Below are 10,516 nucleotides of genomic sequence, written 5' to 3' on the forward strand. Positions count from 1 at the left end.
GCCTGCCACTGGCGCTGTGCGCCTTACTCGTGCCCGTGGCCCTGGCACTCCGCGCCCGTCGGGACCTCGGCTCCGGCCTGCGCCAGGAGCGCCCCGGCCCGGCTCGCGGCTCGCTCCGCGGGGTCGGGGACCTCGCCGTGCGGCTCCAGTTCCGGCTGCTGGCGGCCTGGGCTGTCGCCTTCGTGGTGTTCGGCGTGGTGATCGGATCGCTGGCCGGCAACGTCACGGACTTGTTGAGTTCGCCCAACGCGCAGGACCTGATCATGATGCTGGGCGGAACCCAGGCCATGACGGACGCCTTCATTGCAGCGGAGATCAGCATCATGGGACTGCTGGCCGCTGCCTACGGACTGTCCGCGGCCAGCCGGCTCCGTGACGAGGAGACCGACGGCCACGTCGAGGCACTGCTGGGCACCGCCACCACCCGGCCGCGGTGGGCGACCAGCCATTTCGCCCTGGCGCTGGCAGGCGTCGCCGTGCTCATGCTGCTGGCGGGAGTGTCGGTCGGGGCCGGCGCAGCCACCGTCCTGGCCGATGCCAACCAACTCGGCCGCGTCACACTGGCCGCTGCCGCCCAGATCCCCGCTGCCTGGGTCATGACCGCGGCGGTGCTGGCGGTGTTCGGCTGGGCGCCCCGGCTCACCGGGACGGTCTGGGCCCTGCTGCTGCTCTTCGTCGCGCTTGGTGAATTTGGCGTGCTGTGGAATTCCCCGGAGTGGCTGATGGAGCTCTCCCCGTTCCGGCACTCGCCGCTGCTGCCCCTGGATTCCGGCGCCGTCGGGCCGTTGCTCGGACTTACGGTGACTGCCGCGGCGCTCGCCGCGCTGGGGTACGCCGGCTGGCGCCGCCGGGATCTGGCCCCGTGAGCGGGCCAGAACAGCCGCTACTTGCCAATAGGGGGCAGCGGTAATATCAGATTCGAGAGTTCTTGGCGCATTCCGGCACTGACGGGACGCCACTCTCGGGCCGGGTCGGAGGGCGGGATGCAGGACGCATACGGGCTATATACCCCGACCACGCTGGTGGAAATCGGGCTTCTGCTGGCGACATTTATCCTCTGCTCCCTGATTGGCACTGAGCGGCAGGTCCGGCAAAAGGTCGCTGGCTACCGCACCCACGTCCTGGTCGGGCTCGGATCGTGCACGTTCACCCTGATCTCCGCCTACGGCTTCGCCGCCGCGCTGGCGCCCGGGGCCACCATGGACCCGTCCCGTATTGCAGCCCAAATCGTCAGCGGCATCGGCTTCCTCGGGGCCGGGGTGATTTTCAAGGGACGGAACGTGGTCCGCGGCCTGACGACGGCCGCCAGCATTTGGGTTTCTGCCGCCGTCGGCATGGCGTGCGGGGCCGGAATGCTGTCCCTGGCTGTTTCGCTGACGGCTTTCCACCTCATCACGTTGTACGTCGTTTCTCCCGTGATCAGGAAGATCCCGACCCCCGACGCCCACCGGGTCCTGCACCTGGGCTATGACGACAACCGGGGCGTGCTGCGGCAGGTGTTGGAGATCGCCACGAATATGGGGTTCAGCTCGTCGATCCTGAGCATCAATAAGGCGGGCGATGAACAAAAGCCGATCGTCCTCATGGATATCCGCTTCCATGGTCATCTTCCGCTGCGGGAACTCGTCCCCTACCTCCTGGATGTGCCCGGCGTGCAGAGTGTGACCGTTCGCGGCACCGATCCGAACGAGGACGACGACGATCCCAGCGCCTGAGAACCCCAGCAGGCACACCGCCGAGACTCCCGTGACTGGCGCACGCTGATTGAAGCCGTTCGGGATGACCGTTAGAGTCTGCGGATGACCGAGAACAGCGTCGCTTTGACGCATACCGTGTGCGTGCGGGTGCTGCGCAGGTCCGACGCCGGCCCCCTGGCCGATGCCTACCGGCGGAACCGGGAGCACCTGGCGCCCTGGGAACCGCTGCGGTTTGAGGAATTCTTCACCGCAGAGGGACAGGCCGCCAGCATTGAATCCAAGCTCGGGTTGTTCATCGCGGGAACGGATGCGCCCTGGGTCCTCGTGGAAGGCTCCCGCATCATCGGGGTGATCAACCTCAGCGGGATTGTCCGGGGGCCATTCCTCAGCGCCCACCTCGGCTACTGGGTGGACAAGGACGTGACGGGGCGGGGAATTGGCTCGGCCGCGGTGGAGTTCGCCCTCCAGACCGCGCGCAACGAACTGGGGCTGCACCGGCTGCAGGCCTCAACCCTCCCGCACAACGCCGCGTCCCAGCGGATCCTGAAGCGCGCTGGCTTTGAGGAGATTGGCCTGGCAGCCCAGTACCTTCGGATTGCCGGATCCTGGCAGGACCACATCCTGTTCCAGCGGATACTGTTCTGATGGCTGATATTCCGGTTGCACCAGGTCCGTTTGCACCGGGTCCCGATTCACCAGTCCGGGCCGACGTGGACGCCATAGCGGCGGAGGGACTGAGCCGCGGCTGGACGGAATTATTTCCGGACAAGTATCCGCACGCAGGCGGCCCCGCCCACTTCGCCGCCTACCTCGTGAATGCGGACGGCTACGAAGTGGAGCTGATTGTTGCAGGCTGATGGCGCCGGTGCCCTACGGATTGGTTGTCGGAGGTGCTTGCTCGGCCTTCAGTTCCTCGCCGTGGGCGATGATCGCGTAGATGATCAGCACGTCCATGGCGATGACGATGACGGACCACCACGGCTGCTGCGGAATGAGCATCAGTTGAACGACCGCACTGAAGCCGGCAACGACGACGCCAACGACTCGAGCCCACGTAGCGCCGGCGAAGAGCGCGACGGCGGTGAGGATCAAGAGCACCCCGAGGGCGACATTCCACCAGCCCCACCCCTTCGCATCGAAGAGGAACAGGGTTCCCGGGGTCGACAAATAGTAGGTGTCGGGTCCGGTGAGCGCGACGAGGCCTTGAAGGCCGCTGAAAACGCCGTTGATGATCAGAATGACCCCGGCGAAACGGACCCAACCGGTCCAGCCGGTCGCAGTGACAGGGTGATGGGCAGTACTCATAGTGTCGACCGCTTTCCGTTGAATGCTCTGCCGTCGGCCTCATGGTCGGCGCAGTCGTGGGGTGAAGCTAGTGCCGATTCCGATTATGTTCCTCGCAGTCCGGGCCGGTCAATCGCTACAGGTCCTCGGAGCCGCCCGCGCCGGGCTCATTGCGATTGCCGTGGATCCGGGTACGTTGAACCATGACCATCCTGCTTGTTGGCGGCGGCCCGGACACCGTAACCGCACCTGCCGTCTTCGACCGCTTCGTCAGGGAACTCCGGCACCGGGCCTCCGGCAGGGTTCCGCGCGTCGCTGTGGTTCTCTTTGACCATGAGGGCAGCTCGGAATATTTCCTGCCTGCCTATCTGGATCCGCTGCAGTCCCGGACAGCCTGCGAGGTCGTCCCGGTCCTCCTCGGCTTCAACCGGGGCGCGGACCCTGCCGCGTTCGACGACGTCGACGGCATCGTCGTCGGGGGCGGGCCGACGCCGGGCTACCTGGAAGGCTTGCTGCCGTCAGCGCAGCCCATCCGCAGACTGGTCTCCGACGGTGTGCCGTATATGGGATTCTCAGCCGGCGCGATGGTGGCGCCGGTGCGGGCGATCGTGGGCGGCTACCGGATCCGCGGCACCGAGGTCTGCCCGGCGGATTGGTCGGAGGGCCTGGAAGAAGTGGAGATCCGCGACGGGCTGGGCCTGGTGCCTTTCGCCGTCGACGTGCACGCCGCCCAGGCGGGAACCCTCGGCCGGGCCGTTGGGGCGGTGGCAAAAGGCCTTGTGGACCGCGCGGTCGCCGTGGATGAGAACACTGCCCTGGTCCTGCACCACGCGGACCTGGAGGAGCTGGACGTGATCGGCACCGGGAACTGCTGGACGATTCGCGGCGTTGGCGCCAAGGCCACCGTCTCGGTTCTGTCGGCGCACAGCTAGGTTCCGGCACTCACCCCTTGGCACGCTTGTTACCCGCGGGTAACATATGACTCATGCATCTCCTGTTCCGGACTCTCCTGCTGCTGTTCACGTCCTCACGCCGCTCACCGCTGAGCATCTGGGACAACTCCTCGCTGCCGCTGCGGGTACTGCCCACGGACATCGATATCGCCCTGCACGTCAATAACGGCATGTACTTCTCACTCATGGACCTCGGGCGCTTCGATCTCATGGCCCGCAGCGGCACCTGGAAGAAGATGCGCCGCCGGGGCTGGACCCCGGTCGCGGCGGGGGAGACCATCGCGTTCCGCCGTTCGCTGCAGCTCTGGCAGCAGTACACGATCGAATCCCGGATCATCGGCCTCGACTCGAAAGCCATCTACTTCGAGCAGCGGATGGTGGTGGACGGCGAAGTGTACGCGAGGGCCTATATCGCCACCCGGCTTCTGAGCAAGGGCAAGCCCGTCAGCCAGGAGGAGATCATCCGCGAGTTCGGCGCCCCGCCGGCGGATCTGGAGCTGCCCGGGTGGATCCACGAGTGGCGCGAAACCAACGCCCTGCCCGGCGCCAGGCGTCCGGCCCCGCACGCCTGGGCGTGACCTGCCTACAGCCCCTCCCGGATGTGCCAACAGCGAAATGCCGGGGACAATCCGTGCCCGCTCCCGTACCGTTGACTCATGGCTACCGTAGACATCACAGGTGAACAGTTCGCATCGACAGTCGAGGATAACGACATTGTCCTCGTCGATTTCTGGGCCGAATGGTGCGGCCCGTGCAAGCAGTTCGGCCCCACGTACTCGGCGATCTCAGAGAAGCACCCGGATGTCGTCTTCTCCAAGGTCGACACCGAAGCCGAGCAGCAGCTCGCCGCCGAGGCCGGCATCACGTCGATTCCCACGCTGATGGCCTTCCGCGAAAAGGTCCTGGTGTTCTCGCAGCCTGGCGCACTGAACGCGCAGCAGCTCGAGCAGGTGGTCGACGCCGTCAAGGCCCTGGACATGGAAGAAGTCCACGCCCACGTGGCCCGGTCCCAGGCCGAGGCCGCCGCGGCTGCGGCCAAGCAGGACGGCACCCAGATCCCGGAGGCCTGAACCTCCACGGCTTAATCCCAGGCTTGACCAACGCGGGGTCACTCCGCGCCCATAAATCCCTCAGGGATGGGCGCGGAGTGACCCCGCGTTGTGGTTGGAAGCGTGGGTTAGAGCCCTTCGAGCTTGACCGGCTCGGCCAGCAGCGCGCTGAGGGATTCGTTGAGGTCCTGGACGGCCGTGCCCTTGGAGTGCTTGTCCAGGTCCGCCTGGCTGGCCCACCGTTCGGTCAGGACGAGCTTGTCCTCGCTGGCCTCGGTGAGCTCGTAGCGGATGCAGCCGGGCTCGTTGACCACCTCGTCGATCGCGATGTCCAGGGCGAGCTTCACGCGGAAGAATTCGCCGTCGTTGGGGATGAAAATGGCCTGAAGGTCAACGGGTGCACTCATGGCAATCACCCTACCGGGCTGCCGCGCAGGCGCCGGAACATGACCCAAGATTTCATAGGACTTCCAAGCTTTGCTCTTCTTTTGCCCCCGCACTGTTGGTAGCGTCACACCATGCTTGCTTACACAGCCGGGGACACTGACGTCCCGCTGCTCGAGGAAACCATTGGCGCGAACTTCGAACGGATCGCGGCGCGGTTCCCGTACCACGATGCCCTGATCGAGGCGGCCGCGGTACCCGGCGAAGAGGCCCGGCGGTGGAGTTACACCAAGTTGAACGACGACGTCGACCGGCTGGCACGTGCGCTCCTCGCCCTGGGCGTCGCGAAGGGCGAGCGGATCGGCATCTGGAGCCCCAACTGCGCCGAGTGGACCATCCTGCAGTACGCCACCGCGAAGGTCGGGGCGATCCTGGTCAACGTCAACCCCGCATACCGCAGCCATGAGCTCGAGTTTGTGGTCACCCAGAACGGCATGCGCATGCTGGTCAGCGCGCCGTCGGACCGGAACAGCGACTACACCGGGATGGCGCGGCAGGCGCTGGCGGCATGCCCGGACCTGCGCGAGCTGGTCTTCCTCCCGGACGCCGGCCTGGACGGGCTGACCGCCGGCGAACCCGGCACTGAGGCGGAGCGCACCTATGCCGAGCTGCTCAAGCGGGCCGACGACGTCGGACACTCCGAGCTGAAAGCGCGCATGGCGGCACTGGACGCGCAGGACCCCGTCAACCTGCAGTACACCTCCGGCACCACGGGGTTCCCGAAGGGCGCCACACTGACGCACCACAACATCCTTAACAACGGCTTTTCGATCGGCGAGCAGCTGGGCTACACGGAACACGACCGCGTGGTGATCCCGGTGCCCTTCTATCACTGCTTCGGCATGGTGATCGGGAACCTTGCGGCGCTCAGCCACGGGGCCGCCACCATCATCCCCGGCCGGTCGTTCTCGCCGGCCGCGGCGCTGGAAGCTGTGCAGGACTTCGGCGGAACCTCGCTGTACGGCGTGCCGACCATGTTCATCGCCGAGCTCGCCCTGCCGGACTTCGCGTCCTACGACCTCTCCACACTGCGCACGGGCGTCATGGCCGGCTCGCTGTGTCCCATCGAGGTGATGAACCGGGTCATCACGGAAATGAACATGAAAGACGTCGCCATTTGCTACGGCATGACGGAGACCTCGCCGGTGTCCACGATGACCCGGAGCGTGGACACCATGGCCCAGCGCACCGAGACCGTGGGCCGGACCATGCCGAACCTGGAGAGCCGGATCGTGGACCCGGTCACGGGAGAGGTGCTGGAGCGCGGCGGGATCGGCGAACTCTGCACGCGCGGCTACGCGGTGATGCGCGGGTACTGGAACCAGCCTGACAAGACCGCCGAGGCGATCGACGCCGACGCCTGGATGCACACCGGGGACCTCGCCCGGATGGACGCGGACGGGTACATCGTGATCGAGGGCCGGATCAAGGACATGGTGATCCGCGGCGGCGAGAACGTCTATCCGCGCGAAATCGAGGAATTCCTCTACACCCACCCGGACATCCAGGACGTGCAGGTGATCGGTGTCCCGGACACGAAGTACGGCGAGGAACTGATGGCCTGCGTCATTTTGAAGCCGGGGGCCGCGCCGATGGACGCCGCCAGCCTGGCCGAGTTCTGCCGCGGCAAGCTGGCACATTACAAGATCCCGCGCTACGTGGATGTCCGGGAGAGCTTCCCGATGACCGTCTCCGGCAAGATCCGCAAGGTTGACATGCGCCAGGAGGCCGCGGCCCGGCTGGGCCTCCAGTCCGGCGGCTGACGGCCCGGCGTTGCTCCTGAGGTCAGTGGCCGCGGTGGTCCTGGATGGTCATGCGCGGGCCAAATGTCGGTTTCCGGAAGCCGCTCAGCCCGATCATCCGGACCACCCGCTGCCGGTGCCCCGCCCATGGAGCCAGCAGCCTGAGCATGCCGGCGTCGTCTGTCCGGCGGCCGGTCAGGGCGGCGCCCACGTAGGCCGCAAGGTGGTAGTCGCCGACCGAGATCGAATCCGGGCAGCCGTGCGTGCGCTGCACCACCTCCGCCGCCGTCCAGACCCCGATTCCGGGCAGGGTCTGCAGCTTGGCCGCCGCCTCCGCGGCGGGGAGGGCGGCGAGCCGTTCCAGCGCGGCGGCCGAACGCAGCGCCCGCATGACGGTTCCCGACCGCTGCGGGCCCACGCCGGCCTTGTGCCATTCCCAGGACGGGATGTGCAGCCACTGCGCGGCCGTCGGCTGGACCAGCAGATTGGCGGGCGCGACGGTGCCGGCGCCCGGCGCCGCCGTCCCGAAGCGGTACATCAGATAGCGGTATCCGCGGCGGGCCTCGATAACGGTGACCTTCTGCTCCAGGATGGTCGGCACGAGTGAATCGATCATCCTGCCGGTTGCAGGCAGCCGGATCGCGAGGTTCCGGCGTCGGGCTTCAACCACCATGCGCGGGAGGGTGGCGTGGAATGCGGGCTCGTCGAAGCCGGACCAGTCGTCGTCGCTCCCGAGCATGCGCGGGACGGAATCGACGGCGTCCCCCGCTCCGGGACCCCAGGCCTGCGCGTCCACGGCAGGGTCAGCCCGCGTCCCGGCCGTTGCCAGGCGCAGCGTGGCCGGACCGCGGGGCGTCGTGAACGCGAACCAGATCCCGTCCGGGGCGGTGCGGATGGACGGGTCGCCGTGGCCGCGCAGCAGCGTGCCGATGGTTTGCATCAAGTCGAACGGGCCGCCCGGGTGCCACCGCAATGAGGCGTCCGCCGCGGCCGCAATGCCTGCGGGGGCGTCTGCAAGGCTCATTCGAACATGTTCCCACGGCCCGCTGACAGCAGCGTCATCCGCGGCAACGGTGCAGGGGCCGTACGGCCCTTAACCTCCCGCGCTGCCGGGGCTAAAATCCGGCTAGTGGCGTGGTGTGTCCGCGCCCGCTTCTTGGCACCGAATCCTTGTTCTTAGGAGAGTGTGATGGCTGGTGGAGTGGTTCATTTCGAAATCCCCGCAGAAGACGAGGGCCGCGCACGGGAGTTCTACAGTTCGGCGTTCGGCTGGGAGGTAAGCCAGGTGCCGGAGATGAGCTACGCCATGATCAAGACGACGCCGACGGATGCCAACGGCATGCCCTCCGTACCGGGCTCCATCAACGGCGGCATGTTCCGCCGCGAAGGCGACCTCACATCCCCGGTGGTCACTGTGGATGTCGATGACATCGACGCGGCGTTGGCGAAGATCAATGCCCTGGGCGGCAGCACCGTCTTACCGCGCGAGGCAATCGGCACCATGGGCTGGGCCGCCTACTTCCGGGACACTGAGGGCAATGTGGTCGGCCTCTGGCAGAACGCCCCGCGTGAGGGCGGCGCCGGGGCAGCGAACGCCGGGAACGACATCGGCGCCTGACGCGCCGGGCACGCCGGCCCGCAGTGCATCCACCTCACTGCATCCCGGTAGTGAGCCACAGCGCCACGACCGCCAACGGGACGGTGAGGACGACGGCGGCCACGCCGGCGAGGGCGAAGCCTCCCCAGCGGATCTCCACGTTCAGGGAGCGGAGCCGCTCGTGCCACAGCAGCGTGGCCAGGGACGCCCAGGGGGTCACGAGAGGCCCCAGGTTCACGCCGATCAGCAGGGCCGCCAGCCGGGCCGGGGAGCCGCCCACCGGTTCCAGGGCCAGATAGGCGGGGAGGTTGTTGACCGCGTTGGCTGCCCCGGCGCCCAGGCCGGCGAGCTGCAGGAGCGACGGCAGGCTCTCGCCCGTGCCGGCGATCCCGGTCAGGAACTGGGTGAGCCCGTTGGCGTGCAGGGTCTCCACCACCATGAACAGTCCGGACGTGAGCATCAGCGGGCGCCAGGGAATCATGGACCAGCGCAGGACGGAGCGCCGCCGCCAGAGGAAGAGCAGGAGCAGCGCCGCAGCCGCCGCGAGTGCCGGGATCTGCACCGGAACCCCGGAGACAAGCGCCGGGAGCAGGACCACCATGACCCCCGACGCCGAGTAGAGCAGTACCCGGTCCCGGACCTTATGGACGGGCTGGGGGCCGTACGTGCCGCGCAGGTCCTTCCGGAACGCCAGCCACAGGAGCACCAGCGGCACGAGGATGCCCACCAGGGCCGGGGCCCACACGAGCGAAGCGAACGCGGCGGGGCTGAGGTTGAGCCGCTCCTGCGCGAGCAGGTTGGTCAGGTTGGAGACCGGCAGCAGCAGCGAGGCCGTATTCGCCAGCCACACGGTGGTCAGCGCGAACGGGAGCGGCGGAATGCGGGCGTGAATGGCCAGCAGCACGACGACGGGAGTCACCAGCACCGCCGTCGTATCCAGCGACAGGAACACCGTGGAAACGGTGGCGAGGGCGATGGCGAGGAACCACAGCAAGAGGACCCGGCCGCGGCCCAGGGCGGCCAGCCGCTCCGTGACGACGCGGAAGAGCCCGGCCTCATCCACCAGCTCGGTGACGAGGGACATCGCCACCACAAACGCCAGTATCGGCACGGTGCGTGCTGCCAGCGCCTGGAAGGCGGGGACCGGCAGCAGTCCGGACGCCAGCGCCGCGCACCCGGCCAGCAGCATGCCCGCGGGCAGCGCGTAGCTCCTGAACTTCTTCAGCCGGGCGATCCTCTTCACCGCCATATCCTCGCACCTTTCAGCGCCGTGGCAGCGCCGTGGCCGCGCCGACGTGCCCGCCGCGCCGGAGACGGTAACTTTGTACCTATGAAGTACGCCCCGTCCGTCCTGGACCTCATTGGCCATACGCCGCTCGTCAAACTCAACCACGTGACCGATGGCATCGCAGCCACGGTCCTGGTGAAGCTCGAATACCTGAACCCCGGCGGTTCGATCAAGGACCGCATTGCGGTCAAGATGATCGAGGAGGCCGAACGAACGGGCCAGCTCCTGCCCGGCGGCACGATCGTGGAGCCCACCTCGGGCAACACCGGCGTCGGTTTGGCGCTCGTGGCGCAGCAGAAGGGCTACCGCTGCATCTTCGTCGTGCCGGACAAGGTCGGCGAGGACAAGCGGGCCGTGCTCCAGGCCTACGGCGCGGAAGTGGTGGTCACGCCCACCGCCGTCCCGCCGGACAGCCCGCAAAGCTACTACGGCGTCTCCGACCGGCTCGTCACCGAAATCCCC

13 protein-coding genes and 1 pseudogene are annotated in these 10,516 nt (G+C 67.5%); 10 read left to right on the top strand and 4 right to left on the bottom strand.

The window, feature by feature from the left end; genetic code table 11:
* From Y706_RS25470 to Y706_RS25475, 4 genes and pseudogenes are all read left to right on the top strand, one after another.
* Nucleotides 1-866, top strand: a pseudogene (locus Y706_RS25470) (ABC transporter permease); the annotation flags it as partial.
* Nucleotides 867-983: 117 nt separating this feature from the next.
* A complete protein-coding gene (locus tag Y706_RS0113410; RefSeq protein ID WP_028276975.1) occupies nt 984-1,715 on the top strand; it encodes an MgtC/SapB family protein in 732 nt (243 codons plus the stop codon).
* 84 nt (nt 1,716-1,799) lie between these two features.
* The gene (locus Y706_RS0113415) at nt 1,800-2,342 is read left to right on the top strand and encodes a GNAT family N-acetyltransferase (RefSeq protein ID WP_028276976.1); all 543 of its coding nucleotides are present in this window, start codon (nt 1,800-1,802) and stop codon (nt 2,340-2,342) included.
* A complete protein-coding gene (locus tag Y706_RS25475) occupies nt 2,342-2,554 on the top strand; it encodes a VOC family protein (RefSeq protein WP_253906792.1) in 213 nt (70 codons plus the stop codon). Before Y706_RS0113415 ends, Y706_RS25475 begins: the two co-directional genes overlap by 1 nt.
* A gap of 13 nt (nt 2,555-2,567) precedes the next feature.
* Here Y706_RS25475 and Y706_RS0113425 read toward each other — a convergent pair whose 3' ends face one another.
* Nucleotides 2,568-3,002, bottom strand: a complete 435-nt coding sequence (locus Y706_RS0113425) for a DUF7144 family membrane protein (RefSeq protein ID WP_043436157.1) — start codon at nt 3,000-3,002, stop codon at nt 2,568-2,570.
* A gap of 182 nt (nt 3,003-3,184) precedes the next feature.
* Here Y706_RS0113425 and Y706_RS0113430 point away from each other — a divergent pair, with 182 nt between their 5' ends.
* From Y706_RS0113430 to trxA, 3 genes are all read left to right on the top strand, one after another.
* Entirely contained in the window at nt 3,185-3,913 is a 729-nt protein-coding gene (locus tag Y706_RS0113430; RefSeq protein WP_028276978.1) for a Type 1 glutamine amidotransferase-like domain-containing protein, read from the top strand.
* A 53-nt stretch (nt 3,914-3,966) separates the two neighbouring features.
* A complete protein-coding gene (locus tag Y706_RS0113435; RefSeq protein ID WP_028276979.1) occupies nt 3,967-4,512 on the top strand; it encodes an acyl-CoA thioesterase in 546 nt (181 codons plus the stop codon).
* Between the two features lie 78 nt (nt 4,513-4,590).
* Nucleotides 4,591-5,004, top strand: a complete 414-nt coding sequence (trxA, locus tag Y706_RS0113440) for a thioredoxin (protein ID WP_018773584.1) — start codon at nt 4,591-4,593, stop codon at nt 5,002-5,004.
* Between the two features lie 107 nt (nt 5,005-5,111).
* Here trxA and Y706_RS0113445 read toward each other — a convergent pair whose 3' ends face one another.
* Nucleotides 5,112-5,390, bottom strand: coding sequence for a putative quinol monooxygenase (locus Y706_RS0113445; RefSeq protein ID WP_028276980.1), 279 nt, complete (start codon nt 5,388-5,390; stop codon nt 5,112-5,114).
* 111 nt (nt 5,391-5,501) lie between these two features.
* Here Y706_RS0113445 and Y706_RS0113450 point away from each other — a divergent pair, with 111 nt between their 5' ends.
* A complete protein-coding gene (locus Y706_RS0113450; protein WP_028276981.1) occupies nt 5,502-7,190 on the top strand; it encodes an AMP-binding protein in 1,689 nt (562 codons plus the stop codon).
* Nucleotides 7,191-7,212: 22 nt separating this feature from the next.
* Here Y706_RS0113450 and Y706_RS0113455 read toward each other — a convergent pair whose 3' ends face one another.
* Nucleotides 7,213-8,193, bottom strand: a complete 981-nt coding sequence (locus Y706_RS0113455; protein ID WP_028276982.1) for a DNA-3-methyladenine glycosylase family protein — start codon at nt 8,191-8,193, stop codon at nt 7,213-7,215.
* A 165-nt stretch (nt 8,194-8,358) separates the two neighbouring features.
* Between Y706_RS0113455 and Y706_RS0113460 the strand changes: the two genes are divergently transcribed.
* The gene (locus Y706_RS0113460; protein ID WP_028276983.1) at nt 8,359-8,787 is read left to right on the top strand and encodes a VOC family protein; all 429 of its coding nucleotides are present in this window, start codon (nt 8,359-8,361) and stop codon (nt 8,785-8,787) included.
* 34 nt (nt 8,788-8,821) lie between these two features.
* On the opposite strand, the gene Y706_RS0113465 is transcribed toward Y706_RS0113460, so the two are convergent.
* Nucleotides 8,822-10,015 carry an ArsB/NhaD family transporter gene (locus Y706_RS0113465; RefSeq protein WP_043436158.1) on the bottom strand — a complete coding sequence of 398 codons (1,194 nt, stop codon included), beginning with the start codon at nt 10,013-10,015 and terminating at the stop codon, nt 8,822-8,824.
* Between the two features lie 81 nt (nt 10,016-10,096).
* Between Y706_RS0113465 and Y706_RS25480 the strand changes: the two genes are divergently transcribed.
* Nucleotides 10,097-10,516 (top strand): pyridoxal-phosphate dependent enzyme (locus Y706_RS25480; RefSeq protein WP_043436159.1); only part of this gene is annotated, 420 nt, incomplete at its 3' end.

The organism is Arthrobacter sp. I3 (assembly GCF_000520575.1).
GTDB classification, from domain to species: Bacteria; Actinomycetota; Actinomycetes; order Actinomycetales; family Micrococcaceae; genus Arthrobacter; species Arthrobacter humicola_A.

Bases quoted from the DNA above. Each gene is read 5' to 3' on its own strand.
- Y706_RS0113415 (WP_028276976.1), top strand. From the start codon at position 1,800: ATGACCGAGAACAGCGTCGCTTTGACGCATACCGTGTGCGTGCGGGTG.
- Y706_RS0113460 (WP_028276983.1), top strand. From the start codon at position 8,359: ATGGCTGGTGGAGTGGTTCATTTCGAAATCCCCGCAGAAGACGAGGGC.
- Y706_RS0113455 (WP_028276982.1), bottom strand. From the start codon at position 8,193: ATGAGCCTTGCAGACGCCCCCGCAGGCATTGCGGCCGCGGCGGACGCC.
- Y706_RS25475 (WP_253906792.1), top strand. From the start codon at position 2,342: ATGGCTGATATTCCGGTTGCACCAGGTCCGTTTGCACCGGGTCCCGAT.
- Y706_RS0113435 (WP_028276979.1), top strand. From the start codon at position 3,967: ATGCATCTCCTGTTCCGGACTCTCCTGCTGCTGTTCACGTCCTCACGC.
- Y706_RS0113430 (WP_028276978.1), top strand. From the start codon at position 3,185: ATGACCATCCTGCTTGTTGGCGGCGGCCCGGACACCGTAACCGCACCT.
- Y706_RS0113450 (WP_028276981.1), top strand. From the start codon at position 5,502: ATGCTTGCTTACACAGCCGGGGACACTGACGTCCCGCTGCTCGAGGAA.
- Y706_RS0113445 (WP_028276980.1), bottom strand. From the start codon at position 5,390: ATGAGTGCACCCGTTGACCTTCAGGCCATTTTCATCCCCAACGACGGC.
- Y706_RS0113425 (WP_043436157.1), bottom strand. From the start codon at position 3,002: ATGAGTACTGCCCATCACCCTGTCACTGCGACCGGCTGGACCGGTTGG.
- trxA (WP_018773584.1), top strand. From the start codon at position 4,591: ATGGCTACCGTAGACATCACAGGTGAACAGTTCGCATCGACAGTCGAG.
- Y706_RS0113410 (WP_028276975.1), top strand. From the start codon at position 984: ATGCAGGACGCATACGGGCTATATACCCCGACCACGCTGGTGGAAATC.
- Y706_RS0113465 (WP_043436158.1), bottom strand. From the start codon at position 10,015: ATGGCGGTGAAGAGGATCGCCCGGCTGAAGAAGTTCAGGAGCTACGCG.